22 protein-coding genes are annotated in these 22,648 nt (G+C 40.8%); 9 read left to right on the top strand and 13 right to left on the bottom strand.

Annotated elements, in window-relative coordinates; translation table 11 throughout:
- The first annotated feature begins 83 nt into the window (after positions 1 to 83).
- Positions 84 to 818, top strand: a complete 735-nt coding sequence (locus HMPREF9708_RS05150; RefSeq protein WP_006309152.1) for a MerR family transcriptional regulator — start codon at positions 84 to 86, stop codon at positions 816 to 818.
- 383 nt (positions 819 to 1,201) lie between these two features.
- On the opposite strand, the gene HMPREF9708_RS05145 is transcribed toward HMPREF9708_RS05150, so the two are convergent.
- The 9 genes from HMPREF9708_RS05145 to HMPREF9708_RS05105 form a co-directional block, all read right to left on the bottom strand.
- Positions 1,202 to 1,903: a response regulator transcription factor gene (locus tag HMPREF9708_RS05145; RefSeq protein ID WP_006309151.1), complete on the bottom strand. Its 702-nt coding sequence runs from the start codon at positions 1,901 to 1,903 to the stop codon at positions 1,202 to 1,204.
- Positions 1,896 to 4,598 (bottom strand): sensor histidine kinase, encoded by a 2,703-nt coding sequence (locus tag HMPREF9708_RS05140; protein WP_006309150.1) that lies wholly within the window; start codon positions 4,596 to 4,598, stop codon positions 1,896 to 1,898. Before HMPREF9708_RS05140 ends, HMPREF9708_RS05145 begins: the two co-directional genes overlap by 8 nt.
- A 207-nt stretch (positions 4,599 to 4,805) precedes the next feature.
- The gene (locus HMPREF9708_RS05135; RefSeq protein WP_006309149.1) at positions 4,806 to 5,222 is read right to left on the bottom strand and encodes a CBS domain-containing protein; all 417 of its coding nucleotides are present in this window, start codon (positions 5,220 to 5,222) and stop codon (positions 4,806 to 4,808) included.
- 259 nt (positions 5,223 to 5,481) lie between these two features.
- Positions 5,482 to 6,375 (bottom strand): hypothetical protein, encoded by an 894-nt coding sequence (locus HMPREF9708_RS05130; RefSeq protein WP_006309148.1) that lies wholly within the window; start codon positions 6,373 to 6,375, stop codon positions 5,482 to 5,484.
- Between the two features lie 33 nt (positions 6,376 to 6,408).
- Complete coding sequence (gene kdpC / locus HMPREF9708_RS05125) at positions 6,409 to 7,071, bottom strand: K(+)-transporting ATPase subunit C (RefSeq protein ID WP_006309147.1); 663 nt, start codon at positions 7,069 to 7,071, stop codon at positions 6,409 to 6,411.
- A 14-nt stretch (positions 7,072 to 7,085) separates the two neighbouring features.
- Positions 7,086 to 9,143 carry a potassium-transporting ATPase subunit KdpB gene (gene kdpB / locus HMPREF9708_RS05120; RefSeq protein ID WP_006309146.1) on the bottom strand — a complete coding sequence of 686 codons (2,058 nt, stop codon included), beginning with the start codon at positions 9,141 to 9,143 and terminating at the stop codon, positions 7,086 to 7,088.
- Positions 9,144 to 9,155: 12 nt separating this feature from the next.
- The gene (locus HMPREF9708_RS05115) at positions 9,156 to 10,919 is read right to left on the bottom strand and encodes a potassium-transporting ATPase subunit KdpA (protein ID WP_006309145.1); all 1,764 of its coding nucleotides are present in this window, start codon (positions 10,917 to 10,919) and stop codon (positions 9,156 to 9,158) included.
- Between the two features lie 17 nt (positions 10,920 to 10,936).
- Positions 10,937 to 11,017: a K(+)-transporting ATPase subunit F gene (gene kdpF / locus HMPREF9708_RS08685; protein ID WP_083826862.1), complete on the bottom strand. Its 81-nt coding sequence runs from the start codon at positions 11,015 to 11,017 to the stop codon at positions 10,937 to 10,939.
- A gap of 635 nt (positions 11,018 to 11,652) precedes the next feature.
- Positions 11,653 to 12,186: a GNAT family N-acetyltransferase gene (locus HMPREF9708_RS05105; protein ID WP_006309142.1), complete on the bottom strand. Its 534-nt coding sequence runs from the start codon at positions 12,184 to 12,186 to the stop codon at positions 11,653 to 11,655.
- A gap of 398 nt (positions 12,187 to 12,584) precedes the next feature.
- On the opposite strand from HMPREF9708_RS05105, the gene HMPREF9708_RS05100 reads away from it, so the two are divergent.
- From HMPREF9708_RS05100 to HMPREF9708_RS05065, 8 genes are all read left to right on the top strand, one after another.
- A complete protein-coding gene (locus HMPREF9708_RS05100; RefSeq protein WP_006309141.1) occupies positions 12,585 to 12,986 on the top strand; it encodes a DUF2712 domain-containing protein in 402 nt (133 codons plus the stop codon).
- A gap of 84 nt (positions 12,987 to 13,070) precedes the next feature.
- Complete coding sequence (locus HMPREF9708_RS05095; protein ID WP_006309140.1) at positions 13,071 to 13,877, top strand: hypothetical protein; 807 nt, start codon at positions 13,071 to 13,073, stop codon at positions 13,875 to 13,877.
- A gap of 15 nt (positions 13,878 to 13,892) precedes the next feature.
- Positions 13,893 to 14,534 carry an ABC transporter ATP-binding protein gene (locus tag HMPREF9708_RS05090; RefSeq protein ID WP_006309139.1) on the top strand — a complete coding sequence of 214 codons (642 nt, stop codon included), beginning with the start codon at positions 13,893 to 13,895 and terminating at the stop codon, positions 14,532 to 14,534.
- Positions 14,531 to 15,025, top strand: coding sequence for a hypothetical protein (locus HMPREF9708_RS05085; protein WP_006309138.1), 495 nt, complete (start codon positions 14,531 to 14,533; stop codon positions 15,023 to 15,025). Before HMPREF9708_RS05090 ends, HMPREF9708_RS05085 begins: the two co-directional genes overlap by 4 nt.
- On the top strand, positions 15,018 to 15,695 hold the full coding sequence (locus HMPREF9708_RS05080) for a hypothetical protein (protein ID WP_006309137.1): 678 nt from the start codon (positions 15,018 to 15,020) through the stop codon (positions 15,693 to 15,695). Before HMPREF9708_RS05085 ends, HMPREF9708_RS05080 begins: the two co-directional genes overlap by 8 nt.
- Before the next feature lie 40 nt (positions 15,696 to 15,735).
- Complete coding sequence (locus HMPREF9708_RS05075) at positions 15,736 to 16,419, top strand: hypothetical protein (protein WP_006309136.1); 684 nt, start codon at positions 15,736 to 15,738, stop codon at positions 16,417 to 16,419.
- Positions 16,420 to 16,451: 32 nt separating this feature from the next.
- Positions 16,452 to 17,249, top strand: coding sequence for a hypothetical protein (locus HMPREF9708_RS05070; RefSeq protein ID WP_006309135.1), 798 nt, complete (start codon positions 16,452 to 16,454; stop codon positions 17,247 to 17,249).
- Positions 17,250 to 17,556: 307 nt separating this feature from the next.
- On the top strand, positions 17,557 to 18,306 hold the full coding sequence (locus HMPREF9708_RS05065; protein ID WP_006309134.1) for a hypothetical protein: 750 nt from the start codon (positions 17,557 to 17,559) through the stop codon (positions 18,304 to 18,306).
- 502 nt (positions 18,307 to 18,808) lie between these two features.
- Here HMPREF9708_RS05065 and HMPREF9708_RS05060 read toward each other — a convergent pair.
- The 4 genes from HMPREF9708_RS05060 to HMPREF9708_RS05045 form a co-directional block, all read right to left on the bottom strand.
- The gene (locus tag HMPREF9708_RS05060; protein ID WP_006309133.1) at positions 18,809 to 19,354 is read right to left on the bottom strand and encodes a DUF1697 domain-containing protein; all 546 of its coding nucleotides are present in this window, start codon (positions 19,352 to 19,354) and stop codon (positions 18,809 to 18,811) included.
- 396 nt (positions 19,355 to 19,750) lie between these two features.
- Complete coding sequence (locus HMPREF9708_RS05055; protein WP_006309132.1) at positions 19,751 to 20,059, bottom strand: putative quinol monooxygenase; 309 nt, start codon at positions 20,057 to 20,059, stop codon at positions 19,751 to 19,753.
- A gap of 163 nt (positions 20,060 to 20,222) precedes the next feature.
- Positions 20,223 to 21,326: a serine hydrolase domain-containing protein gene (locus tag HMPREF9708_RS05050; protein ID WP_006309131.1), complete on the bottom strand. Its 1,104-nt coding sequence runs from the start codon at positions 21,324 to 21,326 to the stop codon at positions 20,223 to 20,225.
- Between the two features lie 3 nt (positions 21,327 to 21,329).
- Positions 21,330 to 21,917: a TetR/AcrR family transcriptional regulator gene (locus HMPREF9708_RS05045; RefSeq protein ID WP_006309130.1), complete on the bottom strand. Its 588-nt coding sequence runs from the start codon at positions 21,915 to 21,917 to the stop codon at positions 21,330 to 21,332.
- Positions 21,918 to 22,648 lie beyond the last annotated feature (731 nt).

Here is a 22,648-nt window from a genome sequence, read left to right as displayed (position 1 = left end):
TCAGTAGCGACACTTAAGTAAAAAGAAGGTTGACCCTCCCCTTACGTCATAGTTTATACTGAAAAATGTTAGGAGGAAATTGAATGTATCAGATTAAAGAAGTGAGTGAAATGAGTGGTGTATCGGTGCGCACTTTACACCATTATGATGCGATTGGCTTATTGTCTCCTCAGAAGAAGGAAAATGGCTACCGCTACTACTCTGAAGAAGACCTATCTTTTCTTCAGATGATCTTGTTCTACAAATACCTAGGCTTTCCCTTGAAGAAGATCAAAGTCCTGCTTAGAGAAGAGGATACAAAAGTACTCTCACACCTTCAAAATCAGCTTCAGTTAATGCTCAAAGAGAAAGAAAAACTCCTAACACTGATCGACACTTTAGAAAAAACGATCTCAGCTCATGAAAGGAGAATCACCATGTCCACTCAAGATAAGTTTGCTGGGTTTACTTACCAGGATCATTCAAAATATAAGCAGACGGCCATCGATCGCTACGGAAAAGAAGTGGTTGAACAAGCGTTTAAAAAGCAAGAAGGAAAAGAACAGGAAACAACAGATGAATTTAATGATGTTTTCTTTGCTTTCGCTCAAAATAAGACTGATGGATTCAATCCAACAAGTCAAGAAAACGTTGATTTGGCAGGAAGATTGCATCACTACTTATGCACTTACGCTTTTGACTGTAGCCTAGAAGTCTTCTCATCGATCGGTTACGGTTACATTCAAGACCCTGAGTTCAAAAAGAACATCGACCAATTCGGTGAAGGCACGGCTCAATATGTCTGCGATGCCATTCAAGCCTACGTCAAATGTCAATAAAGTAAAGATGCTTTAAAATAAAAAACAGTCGATCCATCAGCAGCCCCCTAAAAGGTCATTCAAAACCTTTAATCGGCAGCGAGTAGCGGATTGACTGTTTTTTGGTTAGTAGAAGCATGGCAGAGACCGGATGCCCTAATCGATCGGATCTCCTCGAATAAGATTGGAATGGGGCCATCCTACTCCAATCTTAAAGAGCACAACTCAGCCAACCAATCATAAGGTTCTAGTTTTCTTAAGCTTGCTCAAATTTTTTATAGCCCCAAATTAAAAAGCGTTTTGGGAAAAAATAGGAAATCATCCTAGCTTCAACTGATTCGGTGAATGACTAATTATAAATTCAGATAGGGTCACCTGAAAAACTTTCCTTAATATGGGAGCCATTATTCTACCTTCATCATGCGGTAGCCGACACCAATATGGGTTTGGATATATTGCGGCGAATTCGCCTGGTTTTCAATTTTTTTGCGCAGTGTGGCCATAAATACCCGCAAAGAAGCAATATCATTATCCCAACTTCTCCCCCAAATCGCTTGCGTAATAAAGGTATGCGTCAAGACCTTCCCAACATGTTTGGCCAGCAAGCAAAGTAATTTGTACTCAATCGGTGTCAAGTGCAATTCTTCTTCATTAAGGAAGACACATCCAGCGGCATAGTCTAATCGCAAGTCTCCATTCACAAAGACAGACGTTTCTTCTGAGGAACTCCGTTGCATTATGGGAAGACGTCTCTGAGTGACACGGATCCTGGCCAGTAATTCTTCCACAGAAAAAGGTTTTGTTAGATAGTCGTCCGCCCCTGCATCAAGTGCATTGATCTTATCACTATCCTCACTACGTGCACTGATCACGATAATTGGCATGTTCGACCAGGACCGAATCGTTTGAATAATTTCAACCCCATCCATATCGGGTAGACCTAGATCTAGCAAGACGATATCGGGATTGTGAGAAGAAGCTTCAGCGATTGCTGAGGAGCCATTATAGGCGGTCAAAAAACGATAATTATGCGCTTTGAGGGTTGTTGTGATCAAATTTCTCACTGATGTATCATCTTCTACAACTAGGATCAATGAGTTATTCATGAATTTGCACCTCCCCTGTGGGTAATGTAAAGGTAAACACTGTACCATGTGGCTGATTGTCCCTCACAAAGATTTCTCCACCATGAGCATTGACAATCGACTGACAAAGTGACAAGCCTAACCCAAGACTTCTGCGGCTATCAGCCAGAGTGTTCGATCCATTATAGAACCGGTCAAACACTCTTTTCTTACTTTCATCTGAGAGACCTTCACCATCATCTGCGATGGATATGACTGCTTTATCGCCGTGTTTTTCTGTTTTAATCACGATATGGGAATCTTTGGGCGTATATTTAATAGCATTATCCAAAATATTAATGATCACTTGTACAATCAATCGGATATCCATTTTAGCCAGTAGGTAATCTTCTTTGTGTTCAACTCGAATCGAGTGGCCTTCACTCTTTCGATTGATAAATTGAAGCGCTTCTGCGACTGCGTCCTCAACCAAATCCTCAGTGATTCGAAGGTTCATCCGCCCTTCTTCAATCCGAGTCACAGTCAGCAAGTTTTCAACCAGATTGATGAGCCACATGGAATCGTCATAAATATCTTTGTATAACTGCTTTTTCGTTTCATCATCAAAGCCTTCACTATTCGAAATCAGATTACTTGCATTTCCAGAAATAGAAGTTAGAGGTGTTCTCAAATCATGAGAGATGGTCCGAAGAATATTGGCTCGCAACTGCTCATTCTTGGCGAGAATCTTAGCAGCTTCTTTTTCCCTAGCATTGTGTTCATTCTCTAATGATAGAGCGAACTCACCTAAAAGAGAGAGTAGGATACTATTCTCAAAGGTGTCTAAAGGCTCTTCCCTCATCACAATACCCACTACACCATAGACCCGATCATTCACCCGGACGGCTAAATATCTGGCCAGAGCATTGGAGAAGGTCCTCGTCGTCGTTCCAGCATGCTTGTTATTTTTAAGGACCCAACTGGCGACCGCCTTTTCGTTATTCGATATCAATTCGGGAGTCACTGGCTTTTCCTGTAAGGAAAAAAACATCGGTGCCCCAAGCATGTTGTTATCTACTAAATAAATAATAATGTCTTTACCGAGTAATTTATTTAACTGGCTAGCCGCTGTTGATACAATTTCCTCCTTATCAGATGCCTTCTGGAGGAGTTGGTTGGTATCAAATAACACTTTGATCCGATAAGCAGCCTTAGCAGACTGCAAAGTGTTCCGCTGCAATTGTAGGGCTAAAGAGCTGGTTATAAAAGCAGCTAAAAACATAATGATAAAGGTTACCGGATAACCCTGGCCAGTGGCTTGAAAGGTATATTTGGGATCAGTGAAAAGGAAATTAAACAAGAGAACACTGACAACTGAGGAAATTAAACTGTAAACCCGATTCTTGGTGACCACCGAGATGAGGAGGACCCCAAGCACATACACAATGATAATGTTTGCTTCGACAAAGCCAAACCTCTGAAACACGAAGCCGATCAAGCTACTTGCTAATAAAATTACGACACTTTTAAGTAGGTCTAAAGGCGAAAAGTGAAGATCAACCTTCATTCTTATCTTTAATAGGCGATAAAAGGAATCAGCCGAAATGATGTCTGGAATAATATGAACATCCATATTGGGGACATCAGATATTAGTTTTTCGACCAGTGTTTTTTGGCCAAGAAATTTCTTTTTTATAGCGGCACTACGTCCGATGACAATCTGAGAGACACCGGATAGCCGGGCAAACTCTGCAATTTGAAAAGGAATGTCTTCCCCATAAACCGTCTCAATGGTAGCGCCTAGCTGTTCTGCCAGGTGCATATTGGCACGAAAGCGCTTTTGATTCTGATCACTCATATCAGCAAATTCAGGTGTTTCGACATAGAGCGCTGTAAAAATGCCTTTGAAAGCATTTGCCATGCGAGCAGCCGTTCGAATGACTTTGGCATTCGATGGTGAAGGCGACAGGCATACAAGGATATGCTCATCCGTATGATAATCCGAGAGGTTCGTGATATTGGCACTTTCGGTCAACCGATTGACCTTATCGGCACACCGCCGCATTGCGATTTCTCTTAAGGCAGTTAAATTCTTAATTGAAAAGAAATTTTGAAGAGCCTGTCTCGCCTGGTGTTCTTTATAGACGTCTCCCTCTTGAAAACGGTCAATCAAATCTTGGGGCTCAATATCGACCAATTCCACCTGGTCCGCACGGTCAAAAACAAAATCCGGTATTCGTTCTCGCACCCTGACACCTGTGATGGATGAGACCGTATCATTCAAACTTTCAATATGTTGAACATTAATGGTTGTATAAACATCGATGCCTGCATTTAATAATTCTTCAATATCTTGATACCGCTTCTCATGACGACAGCCAACCGCATTGGTATGAGCCAATTCATCGACAATCACAATTTCAGGTTTTCTTTGAAGTGCCGCATCTAGGTCAAATTCACGAAGGCGGATCCCATTGTAGGCTATCTGCAAATTGGGCAGCTGTTCGAGTCCTCGCAGGAGGGCCATAGTTTTGGGGCGGGTATGGGGTTCGATATACCCAATCACCACATCCATTCCACGCTCTTTTGCCAAATGAGCTGCTTCAAGCATTGCGTACGTCTTTCCAACTCCAGCAGCATAACCAAAAAAAATTTTTAACTGGCCCAGTTCTTTATTCTTTTCTTCCTCCTGAATAACCTTGAGCAATTGCTCTGGCGTATGATTCGAATGTTCCAAATAATCCCCCCCTAAAAAGCGATATGTGATGCCAATCTGTCATGACATTAAAACACTTGAGCCAACCCTTTAAATGCGACCTGCCTTATAAACCCATTTGAAAGATCACTTCACCAAAGCCTGTCACCCTCTTCAATCAAAGAAGCAAGATGAACCAAACAGAAAGCTCATTAAATAAAGCTTGTTTAGATAATTTGTCCCAGAGAATTAAAATTCATCCAGATATAAGGCTTCAATAAGAGACCTTCTCGTCACAATCCCACAAAAACTATTGCGATCATCGACAATTGGAATAAAATTTTGTTCGAAGGATACTGAAACCAGCTCATTGAGAGGGGCGTAAATAGGGAGAGGTTTACAAAAATCTTTTCGAAAGATTTCCCCTATCCGGTATTGCTCGTGACTCTTTAAATCGGACTTACCTGTTGTAAGAATATGGCGGAGAAAATCCCCCTCGGTCACGCTACCTAAGTAGCCCTCCTTGTCATCCACAACAGGTATGGCTGTGTATCCATGATAACGCATCACCTCTAACCCCTGGCGCACCGTATCATTTACATGTAACAAAGCAATTGAGACTTTTGGAATCATCATTTTAACGATATTAACTTGAGACGGCTTCACCTTTTGTCTCCTTTCTTTTAGACCTTTATTGTATACAGAATATCGACTCAATGATCCCTTTTCAAGCCAGTTACCATGAAATTCTACAGTTAAATGTCAAGGGACAGACCAAGGAGACTAATAAACGGAGAAAGTGGAAGGCAGGTAGAAAATATCCTTTTAACAAGGATTTCACTGGGAAATTCTTATTATTTTGAGACGATCATACACGTATTTGTCCCGTTTGCCTAGTCATGTTGTACCAACCTGGACAAGAGGTTTAATCATTGATTGGAAACAGAATTTTGATAAAAGCCCATTCAGCAGGTCGCTGGCTATTCGCACCGAAGTAGCATCTTTCACCTGTTTGGTCATAGAGCTCAAACTGATGATTTTGATTGGTCATATGAAAGCCTAGCTGCTTCATGGATTCATGCAAGGAGAGTTCCCATTCCATCCGGTTGTTTAGGCAATCTTGACCAATTGAATGTTGTAACCATTCAAACTCAGTAGTTTCGATGCCATCTCGCAAAAAACTCTTCCAAAGGTCTATCTTTTGGTTGAAGCTCAAAGACTCCAATAAATCTTTTGAATCAAGATAATTTTGCAAGCCCGCATAGCAAAAATAGGTGCGACTTTGGGGCAACAAGACCAAATCTTGCTGCTTAACAAAGTTTGTTTTTTCCCAACGCATAGCAGCAACACCTAGCGACCAGTTGAGCGTCTCAAGTAATTCCATCAGCCCCTCAGCAGTCTCTTTGTCATTGCAAAGGACTTGAAAACAAGGTGTCCAAACCACCTCCGACCGATTCCCAGAGATAGTCTGTTGTCCCAGTTCCAGAGATGATCCTACTAAGTCAGCAAATAATCGAATCGAGTCTTGACGGTCTGTTGTTCCAAAGACACATAAACCCCAAATCTGGTTAATCTTGGCCATTCGTAAGGCAAAGAGATCCCAAAAATCTGCAATGTCAAAGGCAACATCCCGATAAAAAATATAGAGCGTTGTCTCATCGGTCGATTCGCAGATACAAGCTTGTGTGTCGGTAATTCCTAGCCACTCATTGAAATCACATAAGATAGCCAATAGTTCCTGACCAGGGCTTATTGTATCATCTGCTCTCTTTATTTGAATCACCGTCTTAGAGGCTTCTTGATAGGGTCGCAACAACATCTCTTTCACCTCCTTTTTGGTCAAAGAATGCCTCTATTCATCCTGAATTAAGCCCATTTCCTTAGCAATCTCAATATTTACCTTCACGACATTGACACTTTCTTCTCCCATAACCCCTAATAATTTTTCATCTGTATGCTTCTTGATAATGTTTTGAACAAGTGCTTTGCTTAATCCAGAAGCCTCCACGATCCGAGGGATTTGAATCCTTGCTGATTCAGGTGAAATATGCGGATCTAGTCCAGACCCAGAAGCTGTCAACAGATCCGTCGGGATATCCTCAGGCTGAATCCCTTTGTTCTTATCTAGGAAGTCCTGCATATCTGCTTCAACGCGCTTGATTAAGTCAGGATTAGAAGGGGCATAGTTGTTCGATCCTGAAGCGATTCCCGGAAATTCACTCCCATCTTGATACCTTTTATCGCCTTCTTTATTTTCCGTATACACATTATAGTGGTAGGCCGACGGACGACTCCACATATAATAATCCTCCAAAAATTCTTGTCCCACATTTTCGGATGCAACAGCCTTATCTTTAACCTTCAATAGGCTTCCTTCTGCTTGGTAAGGGAAAAAGATTGCCGAAAGTCCTGTCAAAAGAATTGGGAAAAGAAATCCACAAATGACCATTAGGACAAGAGAGACCGAGAATGCTTGACGGCCCCCATGAAATAAAGTTTTAATTTTTTTATTCATCACGATTTCCTCCTTTACATACCCAATGAACCCAATAAGGGATAAAGGAGCATGTCGATTAATTTAATCCCGATAAATGGGGTAATGATCCCACCCACACCGAAAATCATCATGTTACGTAGTAGTAATTTGCCCGAAGACATAGGACGGTACTGAACACCCTTCATAGCCAATGGGATTAAGCAAGGAATGATCAAGGCATTAAAAATCAAAGCGGATAGTATCGCTGTGTTTGGAGTCGCAAGGTTCATGATATTCAAGACATTTAACTCCGGAATTGCTTGCATGAACATGGCAGGGATAATCGCAAAGTATTTTGCAATATCATTTGCAATCGAAAATGTCGTGAGACTGCCGCGGGTGATGAGCAACTGCTTACCGATTTCCACGACCTCCAGAATCTTAGTCGGATCCGAATCAAGATCGACCATATTGGCCGCTTCCTTAGCAGCTGTTGTTCCACTGTTCATGGCTAATCCGACATTGGCTTGAGCAAGTGCTGGAGCATCATTTGTCCCGTCTCCCGTCATGGCAACCACTTTGCCTTCTGCTTGTTCCTTCTTGATGACTTCAATCTTATCTTCCGGTTTACATTCTGCAATGAATCCATCAACACCCGCTTCTTTTGCTATTGTTGCAGCTGTTAAGGGATTATCACCCGTACACATAATGGTCTTTATTCCTATCGCATGTAGGCGTTCAAAGCGCTCTGCCATACCTTCTTTTACCGTATCCTTCAAATAAATGACACCTAAAACACGATTATTTTCACAAACGGTCAGTGGTGTACCACCTAAACTTGAAACTCTTTCGACCGCTTCTCTTAGATCATTTGGAAGCTTCCCTCCTAATTCCGTTACAAACTTTTCAATTGCATCCGAAGCCCCTTTACGAATTTTTGTTCCGTCAGGCAAGTCCACACCACTCATTCTTGTCTGAGCTGTAAATTCGATAAAGCGAGTCCCAGGAATTTCATTACTACTGTCTCCCATTCGACGAGCAAGTTCCAAGGTGGACTTTCCTTCTGGGGTATCATCATGAAAACAAGTTAAAGCTGCATGATGGATGAGTTCCTTACGGTCTGCACCCTCTACTGGAATAAAATCAGCCGCTAGACGATTCCCATAAGTAATGGTTCCAGTCTTATCCAGAATCATCGTGTCGACATCCCCACAAGCCTCTACTGCCTTTCCAGACATCGCGATGACATTGAAACGGGTCACTCGGTCCATCCCCGCAATCCCAATTGCCGAAAGTAAGCCACCGATCGTTGTTGGGATCAAGCAGACTGCTAAGGCAATCAAGGTCGAAACATAAAGCTGAACACCCGAGTACTGACCAATTGGATAAAGGGTCACAATAACAATTAAGAAAATAATCGTCAACGAAACCAGCAAAGTATTCAACGCAATTTCATTGGGTGTTTTCTTTCGAGAAGCGCCTTCAACCAGAGCAATCATCCGTTCCAAGAAACTGTTACCAGGATCAGATGTAATCCGAATTTTTAACCAGTCCGAGATCACCATCGTCCCTCCTGTAACTGAACTGAAGTCTCCTCCAGACTCTCTAACAACGGGAGCGGATTCACCTGTTATGGCGGATTCATCGACGGAAGCAATTCCTTCAATCACTTCACCATCACCCGGAATGATTTCGCCCGCAGAAACCATCACGAGGTCCCCTTTTTTCAATTCGCCTGAATGAATTTCACGCATCTTTCCATCTTCACCCAAGAGATGTGCAATGGTATCCTTTTGTGTTCTCTTCAAATTCGCTGCCTGGGCTTTTCCTCTTCCTTCTGCTACAGATTCTGCAAAATTAGCAAACAAGACTGTGACAAATAATACAGCGCAAACAATCATATTGTAGATTTGTTGATCATCCGTTGCCGCGTCACCAAATAGGCCTGGGAAGAAAGATAAAAGCAGGGTAATGAAACATCCTACTTCTACCACAAACATCACAGGATTCTTCATCATGTATCGCGGATTTAACTTTATAAAGGAGCCAATTATCGCCTGCTTCAAAATTTGGGGAGAAATCAACTTCTTATTGTGTTTTTTGGTCATCATAACTTTCCCTTCCTACATCCAAAGCGTTAAATGTTCTGCAATCGGTCCGAGTGCAAGCACTGGGAAGAACGTTAGTGCAGCAAAAATATAGACAACAACAACAAGTATCATTGGGAATGCCACTGTATCGGTATGCAGAGCCCCTACGGAGTCATTAACAAAATTCTTCTTCATCATGGATCCCGCTATCGCAAGCTGAATCACGATCGACAAATAACGTCCAAAGAACATAGCTAGACCGGTGGTAATATTCCAAAAGATTGTATTATCAGCCAATCCCTCAAAACCCGATCCGTTATTTGCAGCCGAAGATGAAAACTCATAAAGCACTTGGGAAAGTCCGTGGAAGCCCGAATTGGTAATGCCTTCTAAACCGCCCGTCGTGGCGATAGCCAAAGCAGAAAAAGCTAGAATTAAAAATGGATGAATGATGATACAGAGCGCAGTCAGTTTCATCTCACGTCCTTCAATCTTCTTACCAAGATATTCTGGTGTACGTCCTATCATCAGTCCACAAATGAAGACAGCCAGAACCGCATACATAATCATGTTCATCAAGCCGACTCCCTTGCCCCCGAATACCACATTGAGCATCATATGTAAAAGCGGAACCATCCCACCAATCGGTGTTAAAGTATCATGCATGTTATTGACTGTACCGGTTGTAAACGATGTCGTAGTGGTTGTAAATAAGGCTGATTGTGCGACTCCAAAACGGACTTCTTTCCCCTCCATGCTTCCCATCGATTGTGAAAGACCTAAATCAGCAAGTAACGGATTCCCTTGTGACTCTGCCCAAAAGCACACACCCAATCCAATTAGAAAGATCACTCCCATCGTTGCGAATATGGTCCGACCTTCACTTCCAAATAAACGAACCGTCAAACTTCTCTGTAAATCTTGTCTATCTGCTGATAAGAGACCACTCTTCAATTTCTTTTCTAATTTCCGGTCACGGACCATCTTACCGAAAGTAATCACACAAGCACCCGGCAGCAACATCATTGAATATAATTCGATTAAATTTGTCAGCATTGTTGGATTCTCGATCGGAGTTGAAGAATTCGCTCCAATGAACCCTCCACCATTCGTACCGAGATGTTTAATAATTTCAACAGCAGCAACTGGGCCCATTGCAATAACCTGTTTAGCCCCCTCTATCGTATCGACAATCACATTCCCATTAAAGTTTTGAGGCACTCCTTGCCAAACTAGCATTAATCCTCCAATCAATGAGAATGGAAGGAGTACGCGCGTTGTAATCCGTACAAGGTCTGAAAAAAAGTTCCCTACGTTGTACTTAGTCTTACCTGCAAGACCACGGATAAATGCAATACAAGCAGCATAACCACTCGCTGCTGAGACAAACATCATAAAAGTAATCACCAACATCTGAGAAAGATAGCTCAGACCCGATTCACCTGAGTAATGCTGTAAGTTGGTGTTTGTCATAAAACTAATAATCGTATTGAATGAAAGTGAGGCTTCCATCGCTCCAATCCCGTTAGGATTAAACAGCGAAATGCTTTGTATCCTTAAGACGATATATCCTAGCAGCACCATAACAGCATTGGTCCCAATGAGAGCTAGAGCATATTGACTCCAGTTCATTTCTTTACCCGGATCAATGCCACTCACCTTATAAATAAGACGGTCTATTCGATCAAAGACCGGGTCGAAAAATGTCTTTTTACCAGCTGCAATATGGTACAAATAAGACCCAACCGGAATCACCATCACCATATAAAACAAAAGAGTTAACGCAAGTTGTAACATGTTTCTTCTTCCTTTTTTTAGAATTTTTCAGGATGAACCAAAGCATAGATCAGGTAGACACCCAAAATTAAAACGACACCGCCAAGAACGTAAATCATTTTTAAACCCCTTTCTATTCTTTCGACTCGACTTGTTTATCGCACCAATCCACAAAAAGTAAAAGGATAGCGAAACAAATCACTAAAAGAATTAACATCACAATATCAGACATCATGACTTTTCCTCCTAACTTCATTTTTTGCTATTATAAATCGATTTATATTAAGACGGTCTAAGGGTTTAGACGACGGTATAAAGTTTGCATAAAGATGGTTAAAAACTTCCTTGCTTCTTCAGTCTTATCTAAATGAAATGAACTTCGCTCATTTGGATTGTTCTTCATGCAGCCAGTCATCATTATTCACAGACTGCTCTCTTTACATAAATAAACCAATAAAAAAAGAACCCTTTGGCAAGCAAAGGTGTTCTGTATTGATATGGTTGAAGGATCATTAGACGATCTTCAATCCAGTAATTCCATTCATTACGAAAAATGCCGAGTGGAACGATCAGTAAAAATCTGAACGACTTAAAGCCTTCTATTCACTTTATAAAACCGTCCTCTCCAACAGAAAGACTCGGTATAAGAGACTCGCCATTAACCGACTTGCCCTCAACAATCCCTTTTCCGAAAGAGGCAGATTGACCAAGAAAGCCTGCACGATGACCAAACCCCGCCAGGATCATAAGACCATTAAACGACTGACTGATCCGACAACCCATTGAAGTAGTCTTCCTTAGTCAAATAGAGATGGACAATCCCATCTTCCTCATGCCCTTCTTTAAAGCCATTTAATGTATGGAGATGGTAGGCTGCCTGTCTCCCTCTTTCAAAATGATTATGCAACAAGGAGAGGTGATTCACTTCAAAGGCTCTTTGTAAGAGTAATCTTAGACCTTGTTTGGCATAGCCCTTGCCCCGTTCTTCAGCTAAGATGACAATACCCATATCCCACCAATTGTCTTCCGGATTATAATGAAAATTAACATCCCCCACAAAAGCCTTGTCACGCGAACGCTGCAGGTAGGCATAAAAACGCTCAGGCTCTTGATTCACCCATCGTTCATACCATGGTGCCCATTTTTCTTTTGGAAAGGGAATGCATCCATTAGGCGGAAACCAAGGGGCATTGTAAGACATCGTATCCGGATCAAATAGACGCGATTGGTAAAAATCGAGCTCTTCCAATGTTGGGATATAGAGCTGTACGGCTTCTGGATTGTTCATTCTAACCCTCCTCAACTTCTGATCAAAACCAGGACTTTCAAGTAATGAATACCACTTCATTCATTGTTACTATGCTAATGCGATTCACTCAATGCGTCAAGAAGGAAACCATGTCGACCTTTAAGACATCTTATTCCTCTATCAGCTGATAGTAGATAAAAGTCACTAACTTTCAACCAAACTGACGATAAATTATCCGTTCTTCCTATAAAAATTCCTTTCGCGGCCAAAATTTGTGATTTGGCGGCCAATTTTCAAAAAACTATTGTCCCCCCCCCCAGTATTTAGTATAATGGAAGCGTAAACAAGATGGCTGTTCTAGTAAAGAAAGGAGAGATAATTAAACAAATAAATAGGATCCGTTGGCCGTTGCAGCATATTAGAAAGGAAGAGACATATTGAAAAATAAACTCATTAAATCTTTGTTAATTATTATTTCTCTCCTAGGTTTAGGTGCAACTAGTTTGGTATCTGCTAATAATCATAGCGATACTGGTTTCCATTTTGCTTTAGGAGGAATTAAACCTCAATATACGTACTCAAGACCCAAGACGGATGCAACCTCATCATACGTGAAAGTACTTAGTCTTCATAATATTAGTACTGTTACTTGCTTCATGGTAGGGCCCAACGGTCAAAATGTGAATTCTGCTTACGTTGATATTGGAGCAGGTCAATCCTCATATATTTCTCAATATATTAATGAGATGGGATATACCTCCTGTAAATTAGGTGTCAAAAATCCCTATTGGGTAAATAAATCAACTGTATCTGGTGTATGGAGTCCAGATAGTATTTAATAATAAAAATGTCAACGAGGAGGCTGTGCGTTCTAATTTTTAATTTTATCTGCGTATGGCCTCCTTCCTATTGAGGAGGAGTCGATGTCCGTGGCTTTATTTAAGGAAAATATGAAGCGCATGTTCCTGCAGCGAAATGGTCTTATTCTCTTAACTTATATTTTGGGGATCAGTGCCATTCAATTTTACACCTATAATCGACCTAATTATTTATTTGAACCGTCTGCCTTTGTGCGGTTACTCTGCTTTGACCATACGGGTTATGGCTCTGAAGTCTATGCGATCACCTTACCGATTATGGTCGCCTTCTTTGGAGCTGGCCTTTACCGAGAAGATGTAAGGCGGTCGATCATTCTCAACCAATCCGTCCGGTTTGGTCGGAAGTCTTACTATTATCAACAATTATTGACGGCCTTTATCGGTGGTGGGATAGCCGGGGTCAGTCCCTATCTAGTCAGTTCGGTGCTATTCTTCATGCTACACCCCATGACCTTACCCGATCCGATTGTCACTCAGCTGAATAGTCTTTCGCCAGGTTGGATGTATACCTTGTATTCCCTCCATCCTTTCACCTTATGGTTACTTCTCAGCCTGTGGATCTTTCTGATTTCGGGGATTTTAACCTGTTTAGGCCTGGTCGTCTCATACTTCATATCTTATAAGTATTTTGAATATTTCTTTGCTTTTGCTGTTATTTTTTTAACCCCCCTTGTCTTTGGCGTGTTTGGGATTTATTACTTGAACTTAGTTCCGATGATGCTCCTCTCTCATTTATCGATGCTGGATGGCCCTCTATGGATGCAGACACTTGCCTATTGGATCGTCATCGTGCTAGTGATTGGGATCTTATTTCATTGGAAGGTATCCGATCGCAACTTAGGTGTCGACTAGGAAGGAGTGAAGAAGATGGTTTTATTAGAAGTTAATAAAGTCTCCAAGTCTTTTGGTTCAAAGCAAGTCCTAGACCAAGTTGACCTGGTAGTGAACGAAGGTGAAGTGGTGGGCTTGGTTGGCCATAATGGATCAGGCAAGACAATGTTATTAAGAACGATTATCGCCAGCATGCGGTTGAATAGTGGCCAAGTTTATCTAAAAGACCACCCCGTTGTCTTTAACCAACCCTTGCCCATTGATGTCGGGGTTATTATTGAGAATCCTGATTTCATTCCTCATTTTACTGGCTTAGAGAATCTGAAATACCTTGCATCTATAAAAGATAATTACCAAGAAAACCAGGTCCTATCGTTGTTAAAAGACTTAGACCTCTACCAACACAAAGATATCAAAGTATCCAACTATTCCCTTGGCATGCGGCAAAAACTGGCCATCGTTCAAGCCCTCATGGAAGACCAAGCCTTGATCTTGCTTGATGAACCAACCAACGGTCTGGATAAGGATTCCGTCAAGGTCTTTATTGGTTTCGTCCAAAAGATTAAATCCCTCGGTAAAGGCTTCTTAATAGCTAGCCATGATGATCAACTGATTCAAGCAGTCTCCGACCATATCTACGAGATTGCGGATGGGCGGATTGTAGGAGGTCAACGATGAAAAAATATAAAATCATCTTGCCGATTCTACTTCTTGCCCTCGTCCTAACTCGGATCATTTATGTGAATCGAACACAATCCGGTGTGACCGCTCGTTTATATGCAGCAGATGAGATCATTACCCTGCAAGGGGACCCCTATCAGCTGCACTCAATTAGGCAATTAGATGAGCAGGAAACAGAACAGTTCCAAGAAGAATACGCTAGCTTTCTCAACCCAGGTGAAGATTTCATCTTCCAAGTAGAGCTAGAGGGCCCTCTCTCTAATACAAAAGAAAAGCATATGGGCTTTGGCCTCATATTTAACCGGCAATACCGGACCTTGCCGATCTTCTCAGCGAGTGAAGTCGATGGCGACAATTATCGTTTATACTTCGCCTTTCCTAAGGAGGCCTTTAAACCTGGTAAGAATGAATGGATTTTGTCCTTTAGTCACTTTATGATGGAAGACCTTCAACATGTTGGCTTCCGTGGGGAGTGGAATCATGACTAGGGTTATTTGCTACGATAAGATCCGAATCTGTTGGCAAAGAGGGCTTATTTTCTATACCTCTGTTGCTTTCTTGCTACTTGTTGGGGGTTATTTCAGTCTGAAAAATTCCCCCTTCAAACCCATCCCTTATCAAATTATTATTAATCAGCCCATGGATAGCAATTTTGTAAGATGGATTGCTGTCCCGACCTTATTAATCTTGGTCTATCTTTTTAGGGCTTATTATACAAATTTAGAACAAGTCCGCCTCTCAATTAAACGACAATGTCGGTATAAATGGATTATCCTCCTAATGAGTTTAGGTTTGATGTTTCTGTTGAGTGAGGTATCCGTGATATTGGATTTAATCTGGACAGACCAGGAATTTATCTTACTGGACATCTTATATTCATCCGTTCAACAGTTGCTCATCTTGACCCTCTATGGTGTCTTATGTCATTTAATGGAATCCTTAATGAACCATCGTTTATTAGCCCTCTTGATTAGTTTAGGCCTCAGCCCCTTATTATTAATCTTCATGTTCAACCCGGTTTTTTTGATCTTCATTGAAGAAAGTGATCCCCTGACTTGGAGGGGCTTAGTGTATCTCTTACTCAAGATAGGCTTTATTTTATATCCTGCTTACCAACTGGACCGGTACCTGATGCACCAACAACAATCGATCCTTTAAACGCACTGACTACTTTTCAATCAAATAAGGAAAGATCATTATGAAAGAATCACTCCACTATTTAAGCATGAATCGCTATCGCCTCTTCCAACTCCGTTATTTTATTGGAGTCTTGTTCGTCATTTACTTATTAAGTACCTTCTCCTTTATGATTGGCGAGGGAGGGGGTTGGGCTTATTTTTCTATCCACGATCGAAACGCCCTGACCAATAATATGCATTGGTTTAGCTTCAATATCTTCCCTTTATTGGTCCCGTTTAATTTCTTTGGACACGTCTTAGTCCAAGAAAGTCCCTTTGAATTTGTGCGGATTCGTCATCCTAGGCATTTGTTTGTCATAAGCTTAGTTTGGATGGCAATCTATAGCGCCTCCTATGTCTTCATATCGATTCTGTTTGCCCTATTCTTTCAAGCAGATAAAGGAGTGCCTCTTGCCTTTATTCTTTCCCTCTTCATCCATTTGGTAATCACGCTCTGGTCAATGTTGATCTTACAGACCACCATTCACTGCCTCGGTTATAGCATATTGGGACTTGTAGTAAATTTAGTCATCATTGTGCATAGTTTTTATAGTCAAGTTGGCTTTAAATGGATCATGACGGATCCCTCCACACAGATGACCGCTAGGACTTTACTGGTCAGATTCCTAATGATGGTCTTGATCACTGCATTAGCTTACAGTGCATATTGGTATCAGCCCCGCTTAAAAATGAAAGCAAATTAGTTTAGTTATATTCACAATAAGGAGTGACTGTAATGAAAAAAAGAACCTTACGCTATCTCTTGACCACCAGTCTGGTAGTCGCTATCCCACTAATAGCTTACGAAGGCTATGCCTTTTACCATGTCCAGGTTGACCAACAAACACAGCAAGAGACCATTGAAACGGTCCAACAAATTTCTGCCAACCAATCAAAAGAAGAACCCTATTTACAAAATCAGACCTACTTGTCCTATGTCTTGAGTATGGATGAGGATCGAGCCAAAGAGATGGACCCCACCATTCGACAAGTCGTTTTTGATGCTTTAATGACTTTTAATAAGGATCAAATGGATTATGCTTATGAGATGACCCATTTTGAAGGAGCTGAATCGGCCGCTATCTCGGGTAAGTTTGACAAAACCAAGGGATTATTCTATGAAATCTTACAAATGGGAAATACTGAATTTAATTACTATTTGGACGGTCAATATGTCCAAATGTCTGCACCCGAAATGGATCCCTATAAACAAAAAGGAGAAATGGCGGACTTGATCGAACCTCGCGGAATCTTCATGGACCTCTTAATTCGTATACCGGACTTAAAGGATCCCACCCTAAGCGAAGCAGAACAGACCTATCAGATCAAGGGGGAGATGCCTGAAGACCTATCCCCTTATAATCATGGCATTTGGACCTTTGAATTTGACAAGACCTCTCACCAGCTGATTTCCTATCAAGTCGAACAAGACAAGCAAATCATCCAATCCATCAAACAGGTCCATTACACTGATCAAGCAGACCTGACAGCAGAAGAAATTCAAGATTTAGCTAAAAGCTATCCAAATTTTTGATAGAAAGCGATAGGCAACAAATGGTGCCTGTTCGCTTGAAAGGGTCAATTAACAGACCCCTGTGGTTACATCTTCAGTAAAGTTTTGGGATCGTAGTGAAGGCCTCATGACACGCTATATAAATTTTGAATATTGTGATAACCTTCTAGCGATACTTAATCCGTTTTGCTTAATAAGTTCAATAAGCGGCAAGACCTAAGGGTTAACTGATTCTTAGCTTTCACCATGATATCTTCTTATTGGGAAGTTCACATGTCTCGATAAAAAAAGACCATCTTCTTATAATAAGCATAAGGAGATGATCACAATGAAAAGATTTTGGAAATATCTGACAGTCAGCCTACTTTCGATCTCTTTTACGACTCCCTTTATACCGAATAGTCAAGGCCCAAGAACCCTGCATGCTGCCGAAGAGACCGCTGTGGAAGCCCATGTTCAACAAGTACTCGACGAACTTCAAGCATACTTTCCTAACGAAGCCCTCCCTCATTTCATTCAAACCCCTGAAATGCCAGGCTACCTATCCGCTGCTACCACAGAAACGACTGATATAAACAACTTCAAAATCTTATATTACAGTGAAGAAGACCCGATTTCAGTCAATGATCCGATTCTGAACCAGAAGGTTCCGATCGCTTCCTTTCAGCGCATTGAATATGACAATAAAGAAATGGCTATCGCTGCCATCAAACAAATCAAAGATTTCAATGGTGAACCAATTGATCTGGGTTATGGCATCACAGGCTATCAAAGTGGAGCAATGGGGTCGTCTTATCTGGATTGGATGGAAGGCAATTGGAGCCTCAATATCCGAGCGGCTAACCAAGAGGGCAAGGATCCGACCCATTTAGGTAAAGAGGTTGTGAGCTACCTCGAGAAATTCCTGCTCCCTGCCCCCGAAACAGCGGGCCAAATCAATTTGAAGCTGAAAGATAATCAATCATTCGAAGAGAATGTGGCGGCTTGGCAAATTGGCAAGGTGGTTTATATCACCACCCATAAGGATCCCTTCACGCTGATTCAGATGACAACCTCCATTACTCAACCTTCTGAATAGTCCTCCTTTGTCTTGAATAACCCTCCTCAAAATCAGGCGACATTGCCGCTTAAAAGAACCAGACCCAGGAAATTTTCCTGGGCCTGGTTTCTTTTTTCTGCCTCAAGAGGAAAGGAAAGACTCCCGTCACCCCTTGAAGCTGGAAGCGATCAGCTTGTTTCGAACATAGATTCAAATATTGCTCATTATTTCCTTTATTCCTGCCCTTATTTAATGTCAAATTAGAACCCTTACCTGCAATGACTCACGTCGCTTCAGCTTGAATGGGACTTTATTTAGAGGAAGAACCCCATAATTGAGAGGATCTGCGCCTTGGTTTTATCTCTTTAAGAAGTTCGGACGTTACCACCGTACTTGTTGAGGGGACAATGGAATCAGGAGCGACCTGGGAGATTTAATAAATTTCTGAATATCCAAAGGTTCTTTATCGTACAAAAAAAGACCTACGATAAAGCTCGTAAGTCTCCTTTTAAATTTTGTGTTTTGCATGGTAAAGCAGAAATTATCTTCCATTCTCCAGAATTTCCGCTATCTTTTCAAATGTTTTGCCGTTTCGAATGGTTATTTCCTTATAGAAGTTTTGCTTCTTTAACTGTTTATGATAGGTGGATTTCAAATACTCCGCTTCGTCCTCTTTCCCCAAAAATACTGCATGTTTTCCGATATGCACCCGCTCATTATCAAAGGCGGTTTGATCGAAAAATTCAAGAATAGCTGACTTGTCCGAGTTATGCGAAAAGAATAACACATCTCTTCTTGCCAACTCGCCACCCCACCAGTCGGGTAATTCTTCTCTTGCTTGCAAATACGCTTCTTGGGTCAGTAAAGCAAAAGGAATCGCAAAAACGTAATGCTCTTCTAAGAGATTGCTTATCTTTGATAGGCAAGTCTCTCGACTTTCATCCGTACTGAAAAATAAATTACCGCTGTTGATGTAAGAGTCAACATCCTCAAAGCCAGTATTTAACAATAATTTTTTTAGGTCACTCATCGATACTTTATTCTTTCCACCCACATTGATGCCACGTAATAAAAGGATATAAAGCAAATCTTGGACCTCCTTAAATAAGACTTCTAATCGCTAACACTCTCCATACAATAGAGACCATCCACAAAACAGCTCTATTCTTGTATACCTTTAAAGCATTCAGCATGTTGCAATAAAACTAGCTCCGGCAATCTTATCGTATCGTTTCAATATTCAATTACACCTCATAAAGTTCAAATTGTTAGAGATACATCGATCATTAAAGATCCTCAACATCAGGCTTCATTAGCTTGATGCTTGGCTCTCTATTTGTTCTTATTAATTAAGATTGTGCTTGAATTCAATTAATCTGAGATATTAGTAAAGTTTGATGCATATGAATGCCAGTACGTAACGAAGGAGATGTTATCAGTATGCTGATCGCAATTAACATTTATATCGCACTAAAGGCTCTCTTTAGAAGCTTGCCTTGCCTCCAATAATTGTTAAGTTAGGATAGTCGTTCATTCCGGCAATAATTGGCTTGGCTTTCTCAATTAATTGCTGGAATACAGGCAGTTGCAACGAAGCCTGGTGAGCGTCTTGATTCTCCCACACTTCAAACACATAGACAGCATCTGGCTCTTCCTCGTGAATACCTACAATATAACAATAGCACGAATCTAAAGCTTCCATGCCGCGAGCAGCTTCTAATAAGTATCCTTGTAGTTCTTCACCTTTACCAGGTTGCGCAGTGATACTCCCATAGACTGAATATCTATTCATTATGAATCCCCCCTATATTTATCATCTAAATAATACTTTCATTATTTCTAAGTTTATTATATTCGAAATAGTTAAGAAGATGGTGAAAAATTGCTTGAGAATCTTCTATAACTCATATTATTCTTAATGCATCCCAAGCAAGAATAAAGTGCTCCCTGATGTATTATTTGTCTGCTATAGCATTGATATATTGATAAATCCACTTAAAGGGGTTTGCTTCATATTGATTTAAAGTTCCAACAACAAACAATTCTTTTTCTGGACAGTAATAGGAAAAACTACCCGAAAGCCCTGAATGGCCGATGATCTTCGGGGCCGCAACGATCGGGGACATCCAGGCTGGCATCGCAACAGACATCATGCCACCTCCATATTTAACAGGGAAAAACTGGATCCTGTAAAACTGGATATCTTCAATATGTGCTTTTGAGAAGAGGTCCCCTTGATAAAAAGCTTTGATAAAAGTCATCATATCTTCCACAGTAGAAACGAGTCCACCACATGCTAAAGCAGAAGAAATATAGTGGGTGCGATCCACCGGCTCCTTGTCCATGGATGCAAAAACATGGTTATTCTTTGTTATTATTTCTGTATTTTCCAAGCCTAGGGGCGTAAAAATATAGTCTTGATACAATTCAATTAAGGACTGATTGGATACTTGTTCAGCTATCAGACCCAAAAGGATGGCATTCACATTTGAATAATGGGCTTTGGGGTCCCCTGGTTCAAATTTTGCTTCTAACGTTCTGGTAAGGCGAATCGCATCCTTGTCGTTAATTGTAAAGTCTTCTTTCTTGAACCGTTTAATGACGGATTGGATTCCCTTAATGTCCATCTCATAATCCGGTAATCCCGAGGTCTGATTGATTAAATCCATCACTCGGATCTTTTGGCTATGCTCTTGCCCCTTAAATTGATGCAATCTCGTCCAGGATGATTCTGGTAGATAGTCTGATATCGGTTTATCTAAGTCAATAAGCCCTCTATCTGCCATGGCATAAATTAAGGCATGGGTATAAAGTTTTGTAATCGATGCGATGATGATTTTATCGGAAGGTTTTATATTATGGGTTACGAGATGGTTTTTATGACCTGATTGATCTTCAATGAGTAGTATCGAATTGTTAGTGGACCGCTGGAATTTTTTATCTAAATCTTTGAGTAATTTATCGGGGTCAGTATTTTTCAAATAGATCCGATTAGCGATTATGTATAGGGCTAATAGTAAAAGACAGCCTATTAGAATCATCAATATTATTTTTAACATGGTCTAGTCCTCCTCTCGGTATCTTAAAATATCAATAAACCATTCTGCTTCAGCCTTTGGACAACTCGAATCTTGTGCTTTATGTTGCGCATAGCCTTGAATCGCTGACCAAAAAGCGATCGATAATGCCTCTGGATCGCCATCACGAATGGTCTGATTCTCTTGTCCGATCCTTATCATGTCCCTTGTTCTCTTGATAAATGCTTGAGATTCTGCTAGTTCGCTCTTGGTCTCTTCAGGAATCATCTCTAGGTACTGGGCTTGGTCGACTAAAACAAATATTTTTGCGACCGCATTCTCTTCCTCAATTCGATTCAATAGCTCTTCAATAAATGCTTGTAAAGAATCCAGTGGATTTTTATGGTCGAATTCAATCTTTTGCTTCATGGCTTTGATCCCGATCGATACCAGCTCATGATACAAACTTGCTTTTGAAGGAAAATAATGAAAAAGCAAGCCATTGCTCATATGAACTTTTTCTGCAATATCTGTAATCTTTGTGGCCCCAAATCCTTTCTTTATAAAAATGTCTAACGCCGCAATCAAAATTTCTTGTCGTCTTTTTTCCTTTTGTTCTTTTCTAGTCATCATTCTAATTCCTTCTTTGTTGAATATAATTTCATTGAATTCATATTCATTGTATTCATAGCCTTATTTAAAGTCAATTTAAAACCCTTACACCTAATGAATCGCGTTTCTTTAGAATGAATGGACTGGGATTAAGTAACAAGGATCCCATCACTGAGTTAATCTGCGCCCTAGTTTCATCCCTTTAAGAAGTTCTGACGTTACCAACCTCCACCCCACTTGTGAGGACGCAATGGAATCATAAGCAACCTGGGAGACTTAATAACTTTCTGACTAGCCCAAGGTTCTTCATCATACAAAAAGACCTACGGTAAAGATCGTAAGTCTTCGATTAAGCGACTTTAAATACTCTTTTTTTCAGTGTAATGCACTTACTTTAACGTGCTTCTGTATTGTCTTGTTATGTATCCATGTATCTAAGCGCTGTTGTTCGATATCTCTTATGGTCATATCCCATTGCTTTACCAAAGCTATTCAAAGAACCACGCAATGACCATTTAAACGTAATACTCCCCACTATTAACAGAAACCGGTAGCCCAAAATACTCAGGCTTAAAATCATCATCAAAAAAGTAAGGCATTAGTATCTCAAATCCAAAGCGGCGAGGAAGAGCTTTAGATAGAACGTTAACTGGTGGCTAGCTTATACTTGAAATTTACGTCGAATTAATAAAATAAAAAATTGGCACCATTTTCAAATGCAACTTAAAAATGATGCCGAGACAAAACTAAAT

Origin of the sequence: Facklamia languida CCUG 37842, assembly GCF_000245795.1 — a bacterium.
Classification (GTDB): domain Bacteria; phylum Bacillota; class Bacilli; order Lactobacillales; family Aerococcaceae; genus Facklamia; species Facklamia languida.
Note: the sequence above shows the minus strand (reverse complement) of the source record. Positions and strands in the feature narration are given on the sequence as shown.